The sequence below is a fragment of the Mangrovibacter plantisponsor genome, assembly GCF_003182475.1.
Lineage (GTDB): Bacteria > Pseudomonadota > Gammaproteobacteria > Enterobacterales > Enterobacteriaceae > Mangrovibacter > Mangrovibacter plantisponsor.
Window position 1 is genome coordinate 174,410 of sequence record NZ_QGTS01000005.1, and the last position, 22,360, is coordinate 196,769.

General features: G+C 48.6%; 18 protein-coding genes, 6 tRNA genes and 1 other RNA gene. 9 read left to right on the plus strand and 16 right to left on the minus strand.

Annotation, left to right across the window (positions count from 1 at the left end):
* Nucleotides 1–72 precede the first annotated feature (72 nt).
* From ispA to DES37_RS26040, 3 genes are all read right to left on the minus strand, one after another.
* Complete coding sequence (gene ispA, locus DES37_RS09550) at nt 73–972, minus strand: (2E,6E)-farnesyl diphosphate synthase (protein WP_110025653.1); 900 nt, start codon at nt 970–972, stop codon at nt 73–75.
* A 2-nt stretch (nt 973–974) separates the two neighbouring features.
* Nucleotides 975–1,217, minus strand: coding sequence for an exodeoxyribonuclease VII small subunit (gene xseB, locus DES37_RS09555; RefSeq protein ID WP_036116168.1), 243 nt, complete (start codon nt 1,215–1,217; stop codon nt 975–977).
* A gap of 89 nt (nt 1,218–1,306) precedes the next feature.
* Nucleotides 1,307–1,438, minus strand: coding sequence for a hypothetical protein (locus DES37_RS26040; protein ID WP_281271477.1), 132 nt, complete (start codon nt 1,436–1,438; stop codon nt 1,307–1,309).
* Between DES37_RS26040 and thiI the strand changes: the two genes are divergently transcribed.
* Entirely contained in the window at nt 1,425–2,873 is a 1,449-nt protein-coding gene (gene thiI / locus DES37_RS09560) for a tRNA uracil 4-sulfurtransferase ThiI (protein ID WP_110025654.1), read from the plus strand. The genes DES37_RS26040 and thiI overlap by 14 nt on opposite strands.
* A gap of 46 nt (nt 2,874–2,919) precedes the next feature.
* Here thiI and DES37_RS09565 read toward each other — a convergent pair whose 3' ends face one another.
* From DES37_RS09565 to DES37_RS09590, 6 genes are all read right to left on the minus strand, one after another.
* A complete protein-coding gene (locus tag DES37_RS09565) occupies nt 2,920–3,957 on the minus strand; it encodes an AI-2E family transporter (RefSeq protein ID WP_036116166.1) in 1,038 nt (345 codons plus the stop codon).
* A gap of 119 nt (nt 3,958–4,076) precedes the next feature.
* Nucleotides 4,077–4,203: non-coding RNA, RtT sRNA (locus DES37_RS09570), on the minus strand.
* Between the two features lie 31 nt (nt 4,204–4,234).
* A tRNA-Lys gene (locus tag DES37_RS09575) sits at nt 4,235–4,310 on the minus strand.
* Nucleotides 4,311–4,314: 4 nt separating this feature from the next.
* Nucleotides 4,315–4,390, minus strand: a tRNA-Val gene (locus DES37_RS09580).
* Nucleotides 4,391–4,437: 47 nt separating this feature from the next.
* Nucleotides 4,438–4,513 (minus strand) — tRNA-Val (locus tag DES37_RS09585).
* 43 nt (nt 4,514–4,556) lie between these two features.
* Nucleotides 4,557–4,632 (minus strand) — tRNA-Val (locus DES37_RS09590).
* A gap of 258 nt (nt 4,633–4,890) precedes the next feature.
* Here DES37_RS09590 and gltX point away from each other — a divergent pair.
* Nucleotides 4,891–6,306 carry a glutamate--tRNA ligase gene (gene gltX, locus DES37_RS09595; protein ID WP_036116164.1) on the plus strand — a complete coding sequence of 472 codons (1,416 nt, stop codon included), beginning with the start codon at nt 4,891–4,893 and terminating at the stop codon, nt 6,304–6,306.
* 135 nt (nt 6,307–6,441) lie between these two features.
* Here the strand turns inward: gltX and DES37_RS09600 are convergent, their stop codons facing one another.
* Entirely contained in the window at nt 6,442–6,852 is a 411-nt protein-coding gene (locus DES37_RS09600) for a YfeC-like transcriptional regulator (RefSeq protein ID WP_110025655.1), read from the minus strand.
* Between the two features lie 456 nt (nt 6,853–7,308).
* Here DES37_RS09600 and DES37_RS09610 point away from each other — a divergent pair.
* The 3 genes from DES37_RS09610 (at nt 7,309) to DES37_RS09625 (ending at nt 10,373) form a co-directional block, all read left to right on the plus strand.
* Nucleotides 7,309–7,384 (plus strand) — tRNA-Ala (locus DES37_RS09610).
* Between the two features lie 63 nt (nt 7,385–7,447).
* Nucleotides 7,448–7,523, plus strand: a tRNA-Ala gene (locus tag DES37_RS09615).
* A 702-nt stretch (nt 7,524–8,225) separates the two neighbouring features.
* Complete coding sequence (locus DES37_RS09625) at nt 8,226–10,373, plus strand: sensor domain-containing phosphodiesterase (protein WP_170123753.1); 2,148 nt, start codon at nt 8,226–8,228, stop codon at nt 10,371–10,373.
* Between the two features lie 117 nt (nt 10,374–10,490).
* On the opposite strand, the gene DES37_RS09630 is transcribed toward DES37_RS09625, so the two are convergent.
* Nucleotides 10,491–11,678, minus strand: coding sequence for a NupC/NupG family nucleoside CNT transporter (locus DES37_RS09630; protein WP_036116160.1), 1,188 nt, complete (start codon nt 11,676–11,678; stop codon nt 10,491–10,493).
* Between the two features lie 360 nt (nt 11,679–12,038).
* Here DES37_RS09630 and DES37_RS09635 point away from each other — a divergent pair, with 360 nt between their 5' ends.
* Nucleotides 12,039–13,274 carry an Nramp family divalent metal transporter gene (locus tag DES37_RS09635; RefSeq protein WP_036116157.1) on the plus strand — a complete coding sequence of 412 codons (1,236 nt, stop codon included), beginning with the start codon at nt 12,039–12,041 and terminating at the stop codon, nt 13,272–13,274.
* A gap of 65 nt (nt 13,275–13,339) precedes the next feature.
* On the opposite strand, the gene DES37_RS09640 is transcribed toward DES37_RS09635, so the two are convergent.
* Nucleotides 13,340–13,657: a DUF2502 domain-containing protein gene (locus tag DES37_RS09640; RefSeq protein ID WP_036116155.1), complete on the minus strand. Its 318-nt coding sequence runs from the start codon at nt 13,655–13,657 to the stop codon at nt 13,340–13,342.
* Nucleotides 13,658–13,752: 95 nt separating this feature from the next.
* Entirely contained in the window at nt 13,753–14,757 is a 1,005-nt protein-coding gene (mgrA, locus tag DES37_RS09645; protein WP_036116137.1) for an L-glyceraldehyde 3-phosphate reductase, read from the minus strand.
* A 156-nt stretch (nt 14,758–14,913) separates the two neighbouring features.
* Here mgrA and DES37_RS09650 point away from each other — a divergent pair, with 156 nt between their 5' ends.
* Nucleotides 14,914–16,572 (plus strand): alpha-keto acid decarboxylase family protein, encoded by a 1,659-nt coding sequence (locus DES37_RS09650; protein WP_110025659.1) that lies wholly within the window; start codon nt 14,914–14,916, stop codon nt 16,570–16,572.
* Between the two features lie 4 nt (nt 16,573–16,576).
* Here the strand turns inward: DES37_RS09650 and DES37_RS09655 are convergent, their stop codons facing one another.
* Entirely contained in the window at nt 16,577–17,812 is a 1,236-nt protein-coding gene (locus DES37_RS09655) for an ion channel protein (protein ID WP_110025660.1), read from the minus strand.
* A 581-nt stretch (nt 17,813–18,393) separates the two neighbouring features.
* On the opposite strand from DES37_RS09655, the gene DES37_RS09660 reads away from it, so the two are divergent.
* On the plus strand, nt 18,394–18,693 hold the full coding sequence (locus DES37_RS09660; protein ID WP_110025661.1) for a hypothetical protein: 300 nt from the start codon (nt 18,394–18,396) through the stop codon (nt 18,691–18,693).
* Between the two features lie 181 nt (nt 18,694–18,874).
* Complete coding sequence (glk, locus tag DES37_RS09665) at nt 18,875–19,840, plus strand: glucokinase (RefSeq protein ID WP_110025662.1); 966 nt, start codon at nt 18,875–18,877, stop codon at nt 19,838–19,840.
* Between the two features lie 72 nt (nt 19,841–19,912).
* Here the strand turns inward: glk and DES37_RS09670 are convergent, their stop codons facing one another.
* Both DES37_RS09670 and DES37_RS09675 read right to left on the minus strand, forming a co-directional pair.
* Nucleotides 19,913–20,644 (minus strand): LytR/AlgR family response regulator transcription factor, encoded by a 732-nt coding sequence (locus tag DES37_RS09670; RefSeq protein WP_036116127.1) that lies wholly within the window; start codon nt 20,642–20,644, stop codon nt 19,913–19,915.
* Nucleotides 20,644–22,353: a sensor histidine kinase gene (locus DES37_RS09675; protein WP_110025663.1), complete on the minus strand. Its 1,710-nt coding sequence runs from the start codon at nt 22,351–22,353 to the stop codon at nt 20,644–20,646. The genes DES37_RS09670 and DES37_RS09675 overlap by 1 nt, the downstream gene beginning before the upstream one ends.
* Between the last annotated feature and the right edge of the window lie 7 nt (nt 22,354–22,360).

Genomic DNA, 22,360 nt, shown 5'->3' on the forward strand with positions numbered 1-22,360 from the left:
CCCGGCGGCATCCTCCCGGTAAGAGACATTATCCCGTATTTAGCATGCGTTTACATCATGCTAACCCGGTGTTTACTTATCCCTTTGAATTATAAAATGTGCAAGTGCTTCCAGCGGCTGTGTATCCAGATGTTGTGCACGTAAACCGGCAAGGGCCTCAAGTGCCTGAGTACACAGTTGATGTGCCCGGGTTTGTGCCTGCTCCAGCCCCAATAAAGCCGGGTAGGTGCTTTTGCCAAGGTGAATATCTGCCCCCTGGCGTTTCCCAAGCGTAGCGGTATCACCGATGACATCCAGAATGTCATCCTGGACCTGGAAAGCAAGCCCGATATTGTCTGAAAACTGGCTCAGTAAAGGTAATGCCGCAGCGCCTTTTTCACCTGCACTCAACGCGCCCAGGCGTACAGCTGCACGAATCAGTGCGCCGGTTTTATGGCGATGAATACGCTCAAGTGCCGCCAAATCAACATGCTTACCTTCAGCTTCAAGATCCAGTGCCTGGCCTGCGCACATTCCTGCAGCACCACTGGCACTGGCTAATTCACGGAGCATTGCCACCCGGGAAGAATCAGAAACACCGGGCATGTCGGTATCACTCAGGATAGAGAAAGCCAGGGTTTGCAGGGCATCGCCTGCGAGAATGGCGGTTGCTTCGCCAAAACGAATATGGCAGGTTGGCTGCCCACGGCGCAGGTCGTCGTCATCCATGGCCGGCAGATCATCATGGATCAATGAGTAAGCGTGGATACATTCAATGGCCGCGGCAGGTGTGTCCAGCACACTGAGTGGCATACCCAACATTTTCCCGGTGGCATAAACCAGAAAAGGACGCAGGCGCTTACCCCCGAGGAGTGCGCCATATTCCATAGCGCCAACCAATGCAGAACCCTGAAAAGGTAATGTATTGATAAAACCGGCTATTGCCGTATTTGCCCGGGCCGCATACACAGTTAATAACTGATTAAAATCCATTGTTATTCGGCATCCGGCTTGAAAGGAGTCAGCGGTGCGTTTTCATTTTCCGACAGCAAAATTTGTACGCGTTGCTCGGCTTGCTGTAATTTTTGCTGGCCCTGGCGAGCCAGTTGTACACCACGTTCAAACTCGTTGAGCGCGTCTTCCAGCGGAAGGTCGCCATTTTCCAGACGGGAAACAATGGTTTCCAGTTCTTGCAGCGCCGTTTCAAAGCTGGCGGGTTGTTCATTTTTCTTCGGCATAGCGAATACAGCTTCCTGATTAAGTCACCTTTACTAAGCCACATGGTAGCGGAGTAAAAATGATAAGCAAATAATGTATCCAGGCCAGGTTATGTGCGCAGTTTCACAATGATGATATACTGTCGCGCTTTCGGATGCTGGCCTTTCGCCAGCAGTTCTTCATTTTCCTGCCCGCTTATGCAGGCTGACCAACGAATCCTTGCCGCCATGAAGTTTATCATTAAATTGTTCCCGGAAATCACCATCAAAAGCCAATCTGTGCGGTTGCGCTTCATTAAGATTCTGACCGGAAACATCCGTAACGTTCTCAAGCATTACGATGAAGACCTTGCTGTTGTCCGCCACTGGGACCACATCATTGTACGCGCGAAAGACGAAACACAACGCGAAACAATTCGTGATGCGCTGACCCGTATTCCTGGTATCCACCATATTCTTGAGGTGGAAGACCTGCCGTTCACTGACATGCACAATATTTTCGAGCAGACGCTGGATCGTTACCGTTCCCAACTGGAAAATAAAACGTTTTGTGTTCGTGTTAAGCGCCGTGGCAAACACTCGTTCAGCTCTATTGAGGTTGAGCGCTATGTTGGCGGTGGCCTGAATCAGCACATCGAGTCAGCTAAAGTGAAGTTGACGAAACCCGATGTGACGGTCAACCTGGAAATTGAAGACGACAGGCTGTTGGTTGTTGAAGGGCGCTATGAAGGGATTGGCGGCTTCCCAATTGGAACCCAGGAAGATGTGTTGTCACTGATTTCTGGTGGTTTTGATTCAGGTGTATCCAGCTATATGCTGATGCGCCGTGGTTGCCGGGTGCATTACTGCTTCTTTAACCTTGGTGGTGCCGCCCATGAAATTGGGGTTCGCCAGGTTGCACACTATTTGTGGAACCGCTTCGGCAGTTCGCACCGTGTACGTTTTGTTGCGATTAACTTTGAGCCCGTTGTGGGTGAAATCCTCGAAAAAGTGGATGACGGCCAGATGGGCGTGGTACTGAAACGTATGATGGTGCGCGCCTCATCCAAAGTTGCAGAGCGTTACGGTGTCCAGGCAATTGTGACAGGTGAAGCGCTGGGGCAGGTATCGAGCCAGACGCTGACTAACTTGCGGCTTATCGACAATGTAAGCGACACGCTGGTACTGCGCCCACTGATCTCCTGGGATAAAGAACACATTATCGATTTGGCGCGTGAAATTGGTACTGAAGATTTTGCCCGTACCATGCCTGAATACTGCGGTGTTATATCCAAAAGCCCGACAGTAAAAGCGGTGAAAGCTAAAATTGAGGCGGAAGAAGCCCATTTTGATTTCAGCATCCTCGACCAGGTGGTAGAGAATGCAGTGAATATGGATATTCGCGATATCGCCACACAAACCGATGAAGTCGTGGTTGAAGTTGAGACCGTAAACGGTTTTGGGCCAAACGATGTATTACTGGATATTCGTTCGGTTGATGAGCAGGAAGACAAACCATTCGCTGTGGATGGAGTGGAGGTGGCGTCACTGCCTTTTTACAAACTGAGCACCAAATTTGGTGACCTCGACCAGAGCAAAAACTATTTGTTGTGGTGTGAGCGTGGCGTAATGAGCCGGTTACAGGCCCTTTACCTGCGTGAGCAAGGGTTTGCCAACGTAAAAGTATACCGCCCGTAATCCCCCATACGTAACCCCCTGAAGCTTTGCTCCAGGGGGATTGTTTTTACTTATAGTTCGGTACGTCATTCAGCAGCATGGCAATACGCTTGCCCCCTTCAGACTGTTCCAGAGCAATTTTCACCACAATAGTTAGTGGCACGGAGAGCAGCATTCCTACGGCTCCCAGTAACCATCCCCAAAAGATCAATGACAAAAAAACCACCAGAGTGGATAAACCCAATCCGCGCCCCATCATACGTGGCTCCAGAATATTACCGATAACCAGGTTAATCACCATATAGCCCGCCATTATTGTCAGCGCATCGTACACACCCCGGAAGACCAGTACCTGCAAAATCGGCGGAATGGCTGCCAGCACCGATCCAATATTGGGAATGAAATTCAGCGCTACCGCCAGCAGGCCCCAAATAAAGGAGAACTGTACACCAAGCACCAGTAGCATTAGCCAGACGATTAACCCGGTTAGCAGGCTGATGGCAGTTTTCAATACCAGGTAACGGGACACACTGTCGATAGCCCGTTGCATAGCTGCCATACCGGCATTGGGACGTGACAAGGTATATTGCAGTTTTGTTGGCAACTGAGGGGCTTCCAGTAACATAAATACCACTGTCAGTAGCAGCAGAAATATACTGGTCATGGCACTGGATAGCTGGGTTAGCAACGTTGAAATAAAGGTCATAGCGGAGTTGGGGTCAATATATTTGATGAGTTCCTCAACAGAGACTTTTATCCCGGCCCGCTGCAACCAGGGCTCAATGGTCTGCAGAGGTATCACTAATGACGTTCGGTACTGGGGCAGGGTGCGCGCCAAATCGTTAAGCGTGGTACCCAAATAAGCCAGTAGCACAACGACCAAGAAAATGGTCAATGAAATCAATGTAAAAATAGCCAGTGCCCGGGGGACGCGTAAGCGCACCATATACTGGATGACGGGGTTAAGAATAACGGAGATAAATATTGCCAGAACGAATGGCACGATTATTTCTGCAGCAATTCTCACACCGGTGAGGATGATAACCATCATTCCCAGCATGATGACAATTTTTAGCCCGTTAAGCGTGATGATGGGTTTACTCATGGTTTTTCCTGACAGACTGAATCCTTTTTATTGATGATAATACGGATTGTGCTGGCAGGAAGATATGGGATGAGTCCGGGGGAAAGGCAGGTTCTCATTCTGCACTTTTTATGCATTTTGGGTGGGTCGTGCAGGATAATTCGGCCGTAGGCCTCACCCTGCGGGCCGTTGCCGTTGGCAACGTTGTCTCGCTTCGCTCGGCTCGAACCTGCAGCAGGTTCTCATTCTGCACTTTTTACGCATAGCAAAAAGGCGCCTTTAGGGCGCCTTTCTACATTGGTGGGTCGTGCAGGATTCGAACCTGCGACCAATTGATTAAAAGTCAACTGCTCTACCAACTGAGCTAACGACCCGAAGTGGTGGGTGATGACGGGATCGAACCGCCGACCCCCTCCTTGTAAGGGAGGTGCTCTCCCAGCTGAGCTAATCACCCACTTCGGTACTGCATTACTTCATTGCAAGAAATCCAGCTGGTGAGATTGGTGGGTGATGACGGGATCGAACCGCCGACCCCCTCCTTGTAAGGGAGGTGCTCTCCCAGCTGAGCTAATCACCCAATCTCAATTTCTTGCTTTACACTGCGGGAACCACATTAAAAGTGGTGGGTGATGACGGGATCGAACCGCCGACCCCCTCCTTGTAAGGGAGGTGCTCTCCCAGCTGAGCTAATCACCCCCGCTGTGTGGAGTCGCATTATAGGGAGAGAACGAAATGAGTCAACGCCTTTTCTAAAGTTTTTATTTGTTCGTCGTAAATTTAGCCATCATGGTGACGAAATGCCCGTTTTTATAAGATTAACCAGCAAAAAGTCACCTTTCTGTTCACACAGACAGACTCAAGATTGAGGAATCAGCATACAGTGGTAGAATATTGCCCACTTTGTTTTCCCGGCATTTGCCGTGTTCCGGCATATTTACGTATTAAGGCCACTTAATGAAAATCAAAACCCGCTTTGCGCCAAGTCCAACTGGTTACCTGCATGTTGGTGGTGCCCGTACTGCCTTATATTCCTGGCTTTATGCCCGTAATCTGGGGGGCGAGTTCGTCCTGCGCATTGAAGATACCGACCTTGAACGCTCCACTCAGCCCGCTATTGATGCAATTATGGATGCAATGAACTGGCTGAGTCTGGATTGGGATGAAGGCCCGTACTACCAGACCAAACGTTTTGACCGTTATAACAAGGTCATTGATGAAATGCTGGAAGAAGGGACAGCATATAAATGCTACTGCTCTAAAGAGCGCCTGGAGAAACTGCGCGAAGACCAGATGGCAAAGGGTGATAAACCACGTTATGACGGGCGCTGCCTCCATGATCACAGCCATCATGACGCAAATGAACCCCATGTTGTGCGTTTTGCTAACCCTCAGGAAGGCTCCGTTATCTTTAATGATAAAATTCGTGGCCCTATTGAGTTCAGCAACCAGGAACTGGATGACCTGATAATCCGCCGTACCGACGGCTCCCCGACCTATAACTTCTGTGTTGTGGTAGATGACTGGGATATGGGGATTACCCACGTTATTCGTGGCGAAGACCATATCAACAATACTCCGCGTCAGATAAACATCCTGAAAGCGTTAAAAGCACCCGTACCGGAATACGCCCATGTTTCTATGATTCTGGGTGATGACGGTAAAAAATTATCTAAACGCCATGGTGCAGTAAGCGTTATGCAGTACCGCGATGAAGGCTATTTGCCAGAAGCGTTGCTGAACTACCTGGTTCGACTGGGCTGGGCACACGGCGATCAGGAAATTTTCACTATTGATGAAATGAAACAATTGTTCACGCTGGAAGCGGTGAGTAAATCTGCCAGTGCTTTCAACACCGACAAATTGTTGTGGCTGAACCACCATTACATTAATACCTTACCGGCTGAATATGTTGCCACGCACTTGCAGTGGCATATTGAACAGCAAAATATTAATACCCAGACAGGCCCTCAACTGGCCGACCTGGTGAAACTGCTGGGCGAGCGTTGCAAAACTCTGAAAGAAATTGCTGAAAGCTGCCGTTACTTCTATGAAGATTTCAGTGAATTTGATGCTGATGCAGCGAAGAAACATCTGCGTCCGGTTGCCCGCCAGCCGCTTGAAGTGGTTAGTGAGAAACTGTCTGCAATTGCTGAATGGACTCCGGAAAACATTCACCACGCTATTCAGTCAACGGCAGATGAACTGGAAGTGGGTATGGGTAAAGTGGGGATGCCTCTGCGTGTAGCGGTTACTGGTGCGGGGCAATCTCCGGCACTGGATGTGACTGTTCATGCTATTGGTAAAACCCGCAGCCTGGCTCGTATTCAGCAGGCGCTGGGCTTTATTGCACAGCGTGAAGCACAGCAGTAAGCTCTGCTACCTGTTTGTGAAAAACCGGCTCAGTGAGCCGGTTTTTTTGTTTTACATGCCTTACTTTGGGCTGCGTTAAGCACTATCCGGTTTTGCAACAACAAGGGAAGCCAGGTAGTTACACGGCTCAGGGCTTTACTCACCATGGGTGGAATTAGCTAATTGCAGGCGTGATAGCATGCCTGAAATACCTTCTCGTGCCAGTAACGCCAGGAGCCCTCGCCTTTCTTCTTCGCTCATTTGAAACAGTACTGACATCAGTTGCGAACTGAAAAAATCATCATCCATCAGTGGGGATTCAACAGAAATAAGTGATAAAGGAATGGCTTCTGGGTGATCTGCCGCCTGGCGCAAATTGCGGGTGCTGAGCATAAAACGGCGTACTTCCTGCGTCATATGTATTGCATGGGCTTTGCCACCTTTCACCCCTTTAATCTGTGACGTTTGCCAGCCATGTTTCTTGATCCATTTATTAATCGTCTGAGGCTTGTAGCCAACAAGTTGTGCCAATTCCGCCGGTGTCATTTTGCTTTTAAATATATTCATTATCTGTTCACCTGCTTACCCGTTGCGGGATGGCACACCACACAGTGAATGGTTTTAAACAAAAAGTTCCGTATCTGCTGGCGTGTTCTTACTAAAATGGCCACGCTTTTTTGCATTGCCTGGTCACCAGGGGAGTGCCAGATACAGGCAGCTACCGATGAATTGATGATGTGGGGGCTAAAGTCAGCCACAGCTGACAGTTTACTTGACGTTATCTGGTCCTTGAGCATCTCAATGTCCTTGTTTTTTCTATTAACCCGGCATTACATGACGATTTTATAGCATCCTTTAACGTGATTTTGTGATTCGAATTCCTGGAACTGGGGGTACCTCGAAAAAAAAGCCTGATTTGCTGGCTTTTTCAGCGTTTGATTCAGGATGCCCCTTTTCATCGTTGACACCAGACAAGGGGTTGCATATCATGCCGCCCGTCAACACGGAAACGTGTTCAGGATTGGGGCTATAGCTCAGCTGGGAGAGCGCTTGCATGGCATGCAAGAGGTCAGCGGTTCGATCCCGCTTAGCTCCACCAACTCATTGTTGGTATTACGCTTTATTTGGCGTAAATAACACAGTCGTTGTTTCCTGAAATCGTGGGGCTATAGCTCAGCTGGGAGAGCGCTTGCATGGCATGCAAGAGGTCAGCGGTTCGATCCCGCTTAGCTCCACCAAAATTCGTTGGCTCTGTGTAACAGGGCAAAAAAGAACACCTGGTCTCTCAGAGATGCAGGTGTTTTTTTTATTCACCAATGGCGGGTAGTTGAGGCTTTGTTGTTCCTTCGCTCTGCCCTGGGTGAGTAAACTATTATCTCACACGTAATACTTCATACTTATTACTGGTTGCGGCGTCATGAGCGGGTTACGGCCACCAGGCGCTACCAGCACCAGGCAGGTGAACGCCCTGGTTATATTCAGCGTTTATATTCAGCGTTTATATTCAGCGTTTATATTCAGCGCCAGATTCCCCTGGTTATGGCTACCGGGTTCTACTTAACGAAAACTGGTCGCAAAGGTAGTAACCAGTGCAACCAGTTTGCTTGAGCACTTTGCTCATGTGAATATTTCTCGTTTTCATTCAAAATCTCTTTATTTGTATTCCTTTGTCTTTTTTTCTCTTCTTTTTTGATGTTTTATTATTTATCAGGGCAATTATGTATTTTGGTGAATGGTTCATTGCCCGAAATTATAAATATAAATAATATATCACGAGCACCAGATATGTCGGTTGTGTTAAACCTGGCTTCGGTGTGTTGGCGGTTCACAAGACGCGTAATTAATCAAATAATTAGCGGTGTACCGGTATAGGGTAATGATAACGGTAAAGGGATTTGTTAATGAAAAGGGATGTTTTTTTTAAGCGGATACAGAGGAAATTGTTTATTTTTATAATAAGCACTGTTCTTATTGCTGTATCCCGCCATTTTTCACCCTCAACCTGGATTGATGGTGAACCAAACTACCTGAGCTGGCTCCCCCTGAGTGTTATTATTTCTGTGTTATTACTCTGGGGGCGCACTGCTGCCATTCCTCTTACTATTGCTACTGTTGCTGTCTATTTATGGCTGTTTTCCGCTGAATCGCCCTGGCTAACCTTGCTGTTTATAGGCTGTGTGCTGGTGCCTGTTATCGCGGTTTGTGGTGCCCTGAGAAGGTGGGCAGGGCGGCGCTGGCGGTACGATATTATGGGGCGTAATGGCACGATACTGATTTGTGCGCTTGGGTTTGCTGCTCCGTGTTTAATAAAAGCGCTAATGTATCTGACAGGCATGTTTGTATCATTTTCTGATGAGTTGTCGCCTTATTTTGGTATGACATCTTATTTGTTCAATGTTATTGATGTGCAAAGTCTTATTATTTCTGCTTTGGTGTTTTCACCCCCTATTTATTATTCTCTGAGGATATTGTTAAGCCCGGCATTCAGACGGGCAATGTGGCTGGTAAGGATTAAACCTTATTTTTCACCGGCAAGCAGAACGAAAACGGTTGTCTGGCTATCAGCCCTGTTTTTTCTCATGTGGATGTTCTGTTCCCCGGTAAGCAGTGAACTGTTTTCTGCATATATGTTGCCATTATTATTTTTTATTTTTACGGTAGGGATCCGCAGCCCGGGAGCGACTTTTATTGCCATTCTGTGGGCGATTTCCGCTTTTGCCCTTATTCAGTGTAATAAGAATTTTGTGCACAGCATTAATTATGGGCCGGTACTGGCATTTACATTATCAATTTTTATCGCATTTACTGTCTGCCTGTATTACATGATACGCATCTATAACCGTGGCGCGCGGTTACAGCGGGTGTGGCACAACCACGCACTGACAGACCCTATGACCTGGTTACCCAACCTGCGAGCACTGGATGCTCATATGAAAACACACCCCGGTGGCATACTTTGTTGTATTCGGCTCAATAACCTGGAGTTCCTCGGCCGCCACTATGGCTTCTTAATGCGGGCTCATTGTAAATCGCTGCTGGACCAGACATTGTCTGTGCACTTGCGCCCGAATGAGCGGGTTTTCCAGTTTATTGGGTGTGAAGTGTTACTGTATTTACATGAAGGAAACCATGAGAAGCGCTTGCGTCAGATGGTAAGTATCCTGAACGCGCGGCGTGTTCCCTGGAAAGAACAGCAACTGACTATTGAGCATATGGCAGCCTGGGGCAGGATAATGCCCGGACCTGGTGAACTGAACCGTTTGTTGGGGCAACTGAGTTATCTGGCGGAACAAACTAACGCTCTTGAGCCAGTGATTGGGCTGGATACACAACCTGAAAGTGTCATGTCAGCAAGATCCGGGCAAGTAGAGCTGTTTCAGAAGATAAAGCAGGCACTGGATAACGGGCAACTGCTGCTGGTCGGGCAACCTATTGTCGGGCGCTCAGGTGAACGGTACGACGAAATTCTCAGCCGTCTGATGGTGGACGGGCGCATCATGATGCCGGATACATTTCTCCCTATAATCACGCAATGTGATCTAAGTGTTCATTTTGACATGCTGGTTATGGCTAAGTTATTGAACTATTTGTCGTCTCCTGTCGTTCGTGGGGAAAAACGGCGTTTTTCGGTCAACCTGATGCCGGTTACACTTATGCAAAATGGCGCAGCTCAGCGTATTGTGCGCCTGTTTACTGAAAGCCAGGTAGATGCCAGCCGCATTGTGATTGAGGTAACTGAAGAACAGGCATTTTCTACTGCAGAACATACCGCGCGTAATATTCAGCTACTCCGCCAGGCCGGGTTTATGATAGCGATTGATGACTTTGGTACAGGTTACTCTAACTATGAGCGCCTGAAACGGTTGGATGCCGATATTATCAAGATTGACGGTTGCTTTATCCGGAATATCACGAGCAGCACTGAGGACGTAATTATTGTCCAGTCTATTTGTGCACTGGCAAAGTATCGCGGGCTGGATGTGGTGGCGGAATTTGTTGAAACAGCAGCGCAGCGTGAATTGCTGTTCAACCTGGGGGTGGATTACCTGCAAGGGTATCTGGTTGGCAAGCCAGAGCTCCTGGCGTGATGGCTGTGATGCAGTACCAGCCTCAGTAACCTGAGGCGGTGCGTTGGTGTAAACAGGGAAAGCACACACTTTCCCTGTTTAAGTCAGCATGAATGGTCAGTTCATACTCTGGTGGGGTTACAGCACCAGCGCAGCAATAGAAGCAGACAAAACGCTGACCAGTGTGGAACCGTATACCAGCTTCAGTCCAAAACGAGATACAACGTTTCCTTGCTCTTCATTCAGGCCTTTAATCGCCCCGGCAATAATCCCAATTGAGGAGAAGTTAGCGAAAGACACTAAGAAGACAGACAGAATGCCTTCTGCTCGCGGTGTCAGTGAACTGGCAATTTTTTGCAGGTCCATCATGGCAACAAACTCGTTGGAGACCAGCTTGGTCGCCATAATACTGCCGACCTGGAGTGCTTCGTTAGACGGCACGCCCATTACCCAGGCTACAGGGTAGAAGATATAACCCAGAATGCCCTGGAACGAGATACCCAGAACAGTTGCAAACAATGCATTCAGCGCAGAAATCAGTGCGATGAAACCAATCAGCATGGCGGCAACAATAATGGCCACTTTAAAGCCAGCCAAAATGTATTCACCTAACATTTCGAAGAAGCTTTGCCCTTCGTGCAAATTAGACATTTGCAGATTTTCTTCACTTTTATCAACGCGGTAAGGGTTGATTAGTGAGAGAACAATGAAAGTGCTGAACATGTTGAGTACCAGTGCGGCAACAACATATTTGGGCTGGAGCATCGTCATATAAGCGCCAACAATTGACATAGACACCGTAGACATTGCAGTTGCTGCCATGGTGTACATGCGATTGCGTGACATTTTGCCGAGGATATCCTTATAAGCGATAAAGTTTTCTGATTGTCCCAGTATCAGCGAGCTTACAGCGTTAAAAGATTCCAGTTTCCCCATTCCGTTTACTTTGGACAGCAAGGTACCCACCAGGCGAATAACCACAGGCAGTACACGAATATGCTGCAAAATCCCGATCAGTGCGGAGATGAACACAATAGGGCACAGAACTTTCAGGAAGAAGAAAGCCAGTCCCTGATCATTCATTTTCCCGAAGACAAAATCGGTACCCTGGTTAGCAAAACTGAGCAATTTTTCGAACAGTTCAGAGAAGCCTTTAACGAAGCCCAGACCTGCTTCTGAATGCAGGAAAAACCAGGCCAGTAAAACTTCAATTACCAGTAACTGAACAATGTATCGAAGCCGGATGCTTTTGCGGTCATGGCTGACCAGCAAAGCCAGTAGCGCGACAATCGCAAGCGCTAAAATAAAGTGCAGAACGCGGGACATGTTTGCTCCAAATTTGAGGCAGGTTAAATTTCCGTGCACATTCTATGCAACAGAAAAGAATAAAACGAGACATAGAGCACATTATTAGGCGCTTGTTTGGTGGTAAGGCGAAATCGTGAGCTGTGATACAGAAATGTTATGTTAGGTAAAGATGATAAAAGTTGCGTATAGCAATCAAAAAATTTACATTGTGTTAACCTGCTCTCACGGTACTATTGGGTAACAGTACACATATAACCTTCCTTTTTTCTATCGTTCCCGGCTATCACAACAATCATGATTATCACTCCAAATGAACTTGATAATCATTATCGTTTTGCTAGCATGAAACATAGCAAAGGCTATATTTAGAGGCGGATTATGACCAACAGCAGCGTACAAACAAAAGGACGGAGTGTGAGAAAGCTCAGGCTCGCCTTGCTGGGGCCTGCCTTTATAGCCGCGATTGGCTATATTGACCCGGGTAACTTTGCCACCAATATTCAGGCGGGGGCCAGTTTTGGCTACCAGTTACTGTGGGTTGTTGTCTGGGCAAACCTGATGGCGATGCTGATTCAGATTCTTTCGGCCAAACTGGGTATCGCGACAGGCAAAAACCTGGCGGAGCATATTCGTGATCATTATCCGCGCCCACTGGTTTGGTTTTGGTGGGTTCAGGCGGAAATCATCGCGATGGCCACTGACCTGGCTGAGTTTATTGGTGCCGCCATTGGCTTTAAATTGATCTTTGGGGTGTCTTTACTACAGGGGGCGGTGCTGACAGGCATTGCGACCTGGCTCATCCTGATGTTACAGCGGCGTGGTCAGAAGCCACTTGAACGTGTTATTGGCGGGTTACTGTTATTCGTTGCTGCTGCATATATAGTGGAACTTATCTTCTCTCAGCCACGCATGGCTGACCTTGCAAAAGGCATGATTATCCCGGCGCTGCCAACCGGTGAGGCAGTATTCCTCGCCGCTGGTGTGTTGGGTGCGACTATCATGCCGCATGTTATTTACCTGCATTCCTCACTGACTCAGTATCTGCATGATGGCAGTAAGCAAGAACGTTACCGTGCAACTAAATGGGATGTCGGTATTGCTATGGCAATTGCCGGGTTTGTTAACCTGGCAATGATGGCAACGGCGGCGGCGGCCTTCCATTTCAATGGGCATGCAGGTGTGGCCGATCTTGAACAGGCATATCTGACACTGCAGCCGTTACTCAGCCATGGAGCGGCCACGGTATTTGGCTTAAGCCTGATTGCCGCCGGGTTATCTTCTACGGTGGTGGGAACACTGGCCGGGCAGGTGGTTATGCAGGGGTTTATCCGCTTCAGCATTCCATTATGGGTGCGGCGTGCAGTCACTATGATCCCGTCATTTGTTGTCATCCTGCTGGGTCTTGAGCCCACCCGGATTTTGGTAATGAGCCAGGTGTTGCTGAGCTTCGGTATTGCGCTGGCGCTGATTCCGTTGTTGGTATTTACCAGTGATTCGCGGCTGATGGGCGAACTGGTTAACAGCCGTAACACCAAACTGCTGGGCTGGGGGATTGTGCTGGTGGTGGTGGCATTGAATATCTGGTTGTTACTGGGCGCATTCCCGGGAATGTAAATCGGCTAAATAAAAAAGCACCCACCAAAGTTTTGCCGGGTGCGTGTCTGGTTGTTTAGCGAAGATCAGTGGCGATGGTGTGGCGGGCCGCGCCGGTCATCGCCGTCATGCCAGCCGTCCCGGTAGCCTTCTTTATAAGCCCGGCCTTTATCCCAACCACGGTGGCGCCCGTTATCATGGTGACGCCAGCGACCATCATGCCATTCATAATTACGGCGCCAGTAATCACGGTCACGCCAGTGGCCGCCATCCCAGTAGTTGCCATAGCTATCGCGGTCGCCAATTTGTAATTTAATCGCCGGCAAAAGCGTAATTTCGGCGGCGCTTGCTGCCAGCGGCACTGCCGTCATAATTGCGGCAGCAAGTATCAGTGACCTTAACATGGTTTACTCCTTCACTATCGTGACCTTCCGGTCTGATAGCTGCATCATGACGGAGATTTCGCCATGAAGGGATCAGAGAAAACCTAATTTTTTGTTTATTTCAGACCATTTCCACCAAGAATAGTCTCAATATCAGCTTTTTCTTCCTCAGAAAAAGTCAGGTTATTCACGATACCCGCCGCATCATCAAGCTGACTGGTCTTACTGGCACCAATCAGCACCGAGGTCACATTTTCATTTCTGAGCACCCATGCCAGCGCCATTTGCGCCAGTTTTTGCCCCCGACGAGCAGCCAGGTCATTCAACTGACCAATAATGGCGAGTTTTTCAGGGGTAAGGTTGTCCGGAGTCAGAAAACGACTGGTGCTGGCAGCACGAGAATCTGCAGGAATGCCATTCAGGTAACGATCAGTCAGTAACCCTCCAGCCAGAGGCGAAAAGGCAATACACCCGACACCTTCTTCCCCCAGTACATCCAGCAGGCCCTGTTCCGGCGTACGTTCAAACATAGAATAACGTGGCTGATGAATAAGGCAGGGGGTTCCCATTTCACGCAACAGCTGGCTGGCTTTACGTGCCAGCTCTGCCGGGTAATTGGAAATACCCACGTACAGTGCTTTACCCTGGCGGACAATACTGTCCAGAGCGCCCATCGTTTCTTCCAGTGGAGTATTTGGGTCAGGGCGGTGGTGGTAAAAAATATCCACATAATCCAGCCCCATCCGTTTCAGGCTCTGATTCAGGCTGGAGATAAGATACTTGCGTGACCCCCAGTCACCATAGGGGCCAGGCCACATGGTATAGCCCGCCTTGGTTGAAATAACCAGTTCATCGCGTAATGCTGCAAAATCACTGTGCAACAGAGCACCGAACTGGGTTTCAGCCGAACCCGGCGGTGGACCATAATTATTCGCTAAATCAAAATGGGTAATACCCAGGTCAAAAGCACGGCGCAGTAAGCGGCGGCAATTCTCAGGCTGGCTGTTTTCTCCAAAGTTATGCCATAACCCCAGTGAAACCAGTGGTAATTGTAAGCCACTACGCCCACAGCGACGCCAGCGCATCGTTTCATAGCGGCCTGGATTCGGTTGGTAAACCATATTGTTCCATCCTTTGTGTATACGTTTACATTCAGAAACCAGCATAACTGAAGTCATTGTAAAGCGCGCGTTCCATGACTTTTTCCGGTTTTATCCTGGACATCGATCACACATCCACAATACTTACTAAAGGTAAATGTTATAAGGATCATTACTATGCAGGGCTCTTACACTGTGGCGGATTACCTCGTTGACAGGCTCAGCGAGTGTGGTATCGCGCATATTTTTGGGGTGCCGGGCGATTATAATTTACAGTTACTTGACCATATTGTGACGCACCCACATTTAAACTGGGTAGGGTGTGCAAATGAATTAAACGCGGCTTATGCCGCAGATGGTTATGCCCGGGCGCGTGGTGCCGCCGCTCTGGTCACAACTTTTGGTGTTGGTGAGTTGAGCGCGCTGAATGGGGTTGCCGGAAGCTGTGCTGAATACTTGCCAGTGATACATATCGTGGGGGCGCCTTGCCTGAAAACGCAACGGGCCGGGGATCTGGTGCACCACACTTTAGGGGATGGTGAGTTTCAGCGCTTTCAGCGTATGTCGGCGGAAATTACCTGTAGCCAGGCGTTACTGACTCCCGAAAATGCCTGTCGGGAAATAGATCGGGTATTGCATGACATGCTCACTCAACGTAAACCCGGTTATTTGCAGTTACCTGCCGATGTTGCAAAAATTTCTGTACAACCTCCTGTAAACGTTATCACTCCAACACTGCCACCTGTACATCCTGACCAGCTTGACGCATTGCGAAATGCACTGCGCGATAAAATTCGTGGCAGTCACCGGGTTGCTTTGCTGGCCGACTTTTTGGCTCAACGCTTCGGCGCGCAACCGGTTTTGCAGGCGTGGATGGATGAGAATCCATTACCTCATGCCAGCCTGATGATGGGTAAAGGCCTGTTCGATGAAACCAACCCCGGCTTTGTTGGGCTGTATTGCGGTAAATCAAGCACTTTACGGGTGTTACATGCCATTGAAGAGGCAGACCTGGTGTTTTGTGTTGGGGTGAAGTTTATTGACACCATTACTTGTGGATTCAGCCAGAACCTTTCACAGGAACAGACCGTGGATGTTCAGCCCGATGCCGTGCGGATTGGCGAACAGTGGTTCCATGGTATTCCCATGAGCACTACTCTGACCCTGCTGCAACAACTTTGCCGCACGGACTTGCCAAGACAACCTGTTATTCCGGCGCCTGAGCCTCGGGTTCCGCGCCAGTTAGGGCTGCTCGACCAGGATGCATTATGGCGGGTGGTGCAGGATGCACTGAAGCCAGGGGATATTATTATTGCCGATCAGGGTACGGCATCATTTGGCGCGGCGTCGTTAGTGCTGCCACATGGCGCCAAAATGGTGGTTCAGCCGTTATGGGGCTCAATTGGGTTTGCCTTACCTGCGGCATATGGTGTGCAAACCGCGTTGCCAGGGAGACGGGTGATAGTCATTATTGGTGATGGCGCGGCGCAACTCACAATTCAGGAGTTGGGTTCCATGCTACGCGATGGCCTGAAGCCCATTATCTTACTGCTCAATAACCGTGGCTATACAGTTGAACGGGCCATTCACGGTGCTGAACAGTCTTATAATGACATTGCGCAATGGAACTGGACGCACCTGCCCCAGGCAATGAGCGAATCCTGCCAGGCGCAGAGTTGGCGGGTGAGTGAAGCTGTGCAGTTGCAAAGCGTACTGGAAACCGCATCCTGTGCCAGCCGGTTATCTTTTATTGAAGTGATGTTGCCGCAAAATGATATACCGGCATTACTCAGTGCCGTTACCACTTCCCTCGAACAACGCAATAATCAGGGTTAATTATTTATTCGCGTTTACGGCGGTCTGCTGTCATTAACGGTCTCCCGGCCAGCATCAACCAGGCCGGGAGTGTAACCACACACAGTAGTGGTAACAGGCGCAAATCAGGCACCACTGCGGCGGCAATGAACAGGCTCAGCCAGCCATCACGGGTAACAACCAGCATAATTCCCAGAACAGAGCAGGATAAGGTTACCGCGAGAGGCACGGCCGGGACATGCTGGTGGAGCATTAGCCCCAAAGCAATGCCGACAAAAATGGCCGGGAAAATACGCCCACCACGAAAACCACAGGCAGCGGCAACAACCAGTGCCAGAAGTTTTACGATAACAAAGAGCAGGTAGTCTGATACGGTAAACTTCCCGGCAAAAAGCGCAGTTACTTCACGCAGCCCACTGAATAGCGTAATGTCGCCACCAATTACCCCCAGCAAACCTAATACAAACCCCCCGGCGGTCAGCATCAGAATTGGGTTATTTACCTGGCGCATCAGGTAGTGCAATTTAGGAAACCCCCACACCGCCATCATGCCTAAAGCAATCGCAATGATGGCCACTACACTGCCGCTTATCAGGTCAATAAAATGCAGCCCTGGGTAAGGGGCCAGGGGAATGATAAACAGTGGGCCTGACATCAGTTGAGTGCAGATGGCACCGGTGGCTGCTGCTAACAAAGGTGCAAACAGGCGGTCCCATAGTGGCGCTTCATTACCGGCATTGAGTGTCTGAGCAAAGATCAGTGCTGCGGCAACAGGCGCACCAAACAGCGCGCCAACTGTTCCGGCTGCCGCCAGAATCGTCCAGTCGAATGCACTGACTTTTGGCAGCACGCGTGCGCCCAGAGCAACCGTTAGCGCAATATTAACAGACATAATAGGGTGCTCAGGCCCAAGGCTGACACCACCAGCCAGGCCCAGCAGCATTGCCAGCAGTAAGCCTGGCAAGGCAGCGATAGTGATGGGTGGGCTTATCAACGGCTCCAGTGCAGGATCCGGCCCGCCTTCACCAGGCATATAGCGAATGATGAGCCCCACAGCCAGGCCAGTAAGTGTTAATACACTCAGCATCCAAAACGGCGCATCCCCGGATGTACCCATACTTTGTGGTAGCACAATCCACAGGAATTTTTCCATCACCCAGGAGACATTCAAAACCAGGTGCAATACCAGACTGGTGGCAATACCAATCAGGATGGCGGGGCAGGAAAGAACCAGGAGCGTTCGGGCTCGCGGATGCAGCATAAGTAAAATCCTTACATAAAAAGTCTGGCAGACTGCCCCAGGCTGATTGCTAAGCACACTGAGTCAATAAACTGAAACGGTAAACTGATTCTCAGATACTGCAAAGGAAATTTCTTAAATTTTAATTAAATCAAACTCGTGAATGGCTGGACAGGTAGCTGTACCAGTAGTGGCGCAGGTGCCAGTCTCCCGGGTATCTGTAAAACCATAAAGTAGTTAACTTTAGCACTAACCAGGGGACTGGGGACAGGAGCAGCAAAAATATCGTTTTTTCACAGGCAAAAAAATCCCCCAAAATAAAGGGGGATAAAATTACTCATTTCAGGCAGTGAAAGTCAGGGTTTGACCATATAAAAACCAAAATCTTGTACTCATTTGCCTCATCGAAAATATACAAAAAATAGATTCAGCCACACAAGGTAATATTATTAATAGTTGGTTTTATTAAATGTAATATCTCTATTTCTTTTTGAATTTCAATGAAATTATCAAATTTGGTTATTTATGATGTTTGACGAATTTAATTTTAACAGGCAAATATGTCATTTACAGGATAATTAGAAAACTACCGGGAGGGACGGGTGAATAAAGCTGGCTTTATTCTGCTGGGGGTAATTATTTTAGGCTGGCGAGTAAATGCCAGTATTGAACAAGCGCGTATTGATACGTTACTGGAAACAGAAGACAGCCTGGTTATGGTGTGTTCGGCTTTGGGGGAAGGGGTGTGGCTTGCCGACTCATTGCCACAAAATGAAACCGTGGCTGTAAGAGAGGCAGCCGCCCGGCAGGCGAACATTATGACGCACATTGCCCTGGGTACCTGCCAGGGGCGGGCAGAAGATGAATTTTCACGTTGCCAGTCCAGTGGCTGTGGCTGGTAGCCCTGTGCTGACCGCTCGCTCCCGCTACACGAAATAGCGGTATCTGGCCGCAGGATGAATGAGATTATGTGATATGGCTCAATAATCACACCCCGGGTATGCTATGTTGTTTGTTGATATCACTGACTTGATTTTACTCTGTTATCAGGAATTTTTCTGACTTAAGTGGAGCGAATGGCAAATGACAAAATATGCTTTGGTGGGAGATGTTGGGGGCACCAATGCGCGGTTAGCTTTGTGTGATATCGCTACAGGTGAAATCTCGCAGGCAAAAACTTATTCGGGGCTGGATTACCCCGGTATTGAATCGGTCATTAAAGTGTACCTGAAGGAACATAATGTCAGTGTCACGGATGGCTGTATCGCCATCGCCTGCCCGATTAATGGTGACTGGGTGGCTATGACCAACCATTCATGGGCTTTTTCTATTGAAGAAGTTAAAACCAGTCTGGGGTTTGACCACCTTGAAATCATCAATGATTTCACTGCCGTGTCGATGGCGATTCCGGTGCTTAAACCTGAACATCTGATTCAGTTTGGCGGCGATAAGCCAGTCGAGAACAAACCTATAGCGGTTTATGGTGCCGGCACCGGGTTAGGCGTGGCGCATTTGGTCCATGTGGACAAACGCTGGGTGAGTTTGCCGGGTGAAGGCGGGCATGTAGATTACGCCCCCAATAGTGAAGAAGAAGGCATTATTCTTGAACACCTGCGCGAAGAACTGGGTCATGTATCTGCTGAGCGCGTGTTATCCGGGCCGGGTCTGGTTAACCTCTACCGGGCTATTGTGAAAGCAGATGGCCGGTTGCCAGAAAACTTACAACCCAAAGATGTCACGGAAAAGGCGCTGGATGACAGTTGTACTGATTGCCGCCGCGCATTGTCACTATTTTGTGTGATTATGGGCCGTTTCGGTGGCAACCTGGCGCTAAATCTGGGGACATTTGGTGGGGTGTACATCGCCGGAGGCATTGTGCCGCGTTTCCTCGATTTCTTTAAAGCTTCAGGCTTTCGTGGTGGTTTTGAAGACAAAGGGCGGTTTAAATCTTACGTTGAAGATATTCCGGTCTATTTGATTGTTCATGACCAGCCCGGCTTATTAGGTGCCGGTGCCTATTTGCGCCAGACTCTGGGGCAAATCATCTGATTTTATGCAGGCTGGCAAGCGTGGTGTCTGCGCTTGTTGGCCTGCATCTTCTTTTGGGCACATTTCTGAACGCTACAGGCGCATTAACTGCCGGAACTCTTTAACTTTACTGCGGCTGACCGGGACTTCGAAGTCGAGGTCACGCAGGCGTAAAATATAGGTATTGTTAAACCAGGGCTCTATTTCGCGGATTTTGTTCAGGTTGACACAATAAGAGCGGTGGCAGCGGAAAAAATAGCTTTCTGGCAGGCGGCTGCAAAATTCTGTGATATTCATTGGCATCACGTAGGATTCACGCCGGGTGTAGACAAACGTCATTTTCTCGTGGGCTTCTGCATAATAAATATCGTTGATATCCGTAACGATAATGCGCTCGTCTTTAATCAAATTAATGGTGATATTCTCACGCACTGCTGTACTGGCTGGCGGGGATGTATTGCGCTGCTGCCCGGCTGCTTCCAGTTTTTGCAGCATCCCAATAATACGTGATTCCTGGTAGGGCTTGAGAATATAGTCGAAGGCCTCCAGCTCAAAAGCTTCGACGGCATGCTCTTTCCAGGCTGTGATAAAAATAATAAAAGGCTTGTTGGCAAATTTGCTGATGTTTTGTGCCAGCAACACGCCATCCAGTGAAGGTATGTTGATATCCAAAAAAATAGCGTCAACATCATGGTGTTGCAGGTATTTTAGTACATCGAGGCCATCTTCAAAGGTTGCGACAACCTCAACTTTACTGTGTTCTTTGATGAGCCAGCTCAGTTCCTGCTGTGCCAGTACTTCATCTTCAACAATGATAGCTTTCATTACGTCCTCTCCACCTGGCCAATACCCACAGATGCAGGCAACGAGGTGATACCGCTATTCACATAAAACGCAATTTCAGTGCCTGGCTCCAGGCGGCGAATTTGCAACCCTTCACCATAGAGCAATTTTACCCGGTGGTGCACATTCAGTAAGCCAATTTTATTGCCGGGCATTTCATTTGCTTCTACCCGGTCAATAACTGCCTGATCAATACCATTACCGGTATCACGCACGGCAATACGTACCCGGTTACCCTGTTCAATGATACTGATAGTAACCACGCCTTTCCCGCGGCAGGGCTGAATACCATGCACAATGGCATTTTCTACCAACGGCTGAATTAACAGACTGGGAATGCGGCATTCGACTTCTTCGTCAATATCATAGATAACCGTTAGTTTGTCGCCAAACCTGGCCTGTTCAATAGCGATATAGTCCTTGATTTGGTACAACTCTTTTTTAATATCAATCAGTTCGTCATCCGTTAATTCCAGGTTATACCGCAGGTAACGGGACAAGTTAATAATTAACTGGCGGGCGGTATCCGGATTCAGACGAATTGATGACGAAATGGCATTAAGTGCATTGAATAAGAAATGCGGGTTAATTTTACTCTGCAATGCGCGCAGTTCTGCTTTATTTGCCATTTCGCGTAATTGTTCAGCGCGAGAGACTTCCAGTTGTGTTGAAATAATTTGTGATAAACCAATCGCCATTTCCTGTAATGACGAAGTGATTTGGTGAGCATGGCAGTAATAGATTTTCAGCGTGCCGGTTACAATTCCTTTTTCCCATAAAGGGATAACCAGCATAGAGTGAATCTCTGGTGTACGGTAAGCTTCATCATTGTTTTTTATTATGATTTTTCCATAACGCATTGCCTGCCGTGTGGTTGGGCTTATCTGATCATCATGTTCGTGGTAGTTATTTTCCCCCACGCCAACATAAGCCAGTACCTGCTCTTTATTGGTGATGGCGACTGCATCGGCATTAATATCTGTCCGGATTATTTCACATACTTTCCGCAATGATGCTTCATTCACATGACGGAACAACGGCAGTGTCTTGTTGGCAATTTCCAGTGCCAGTTTTGCCTGGCGTGCGGCAACAGCTTCTTTTTCCCCTTCGACGCTTTGTACCAATAACACAATAAAGCCGATACAGACATTCCCCAAAATCATTGGGATGCCTATTTTGGAGACAATATCCAGCCCTAAAGATACGGATGGAGCCCATAAGACCACCAGGATCATTGTCAGTGTTTCGCACAGCATTCCCCCCAGAATACCGATACGCCAGTGATTTTTCTTGGGGAAACGCACATTGATCCAACTGGAAATCAACCCGGCAAGAATACTTGTCACCAGGCAGGGAACGGAGGTAATTCCACCAATATCAATCAGGTAACGGTGAACGCCGGCAATAACACCGGTAATTATCCCCACCCAGGGGCCAAAGAGTAAACCACCAGACATGACTGCAATAATTCGCACATTCACCAGTGAGCCTTCAACAGGAACTCCGGACCAGGTACTGAACAGAGCAAACATCGAAAACAGTGCTGTCAGTGCCAGGCGCTCTTTCGGGGTGTGGGCTGTTTTATGCAATAACTCGCGGAATAAACGCAGGCGAATCAGAAAAAACAGGCAGATAAGCATTAGTGCTGCCCGGTCGAAAACCGCCAGCAACATAGTGAATATTTCGTGCACGTAAAAA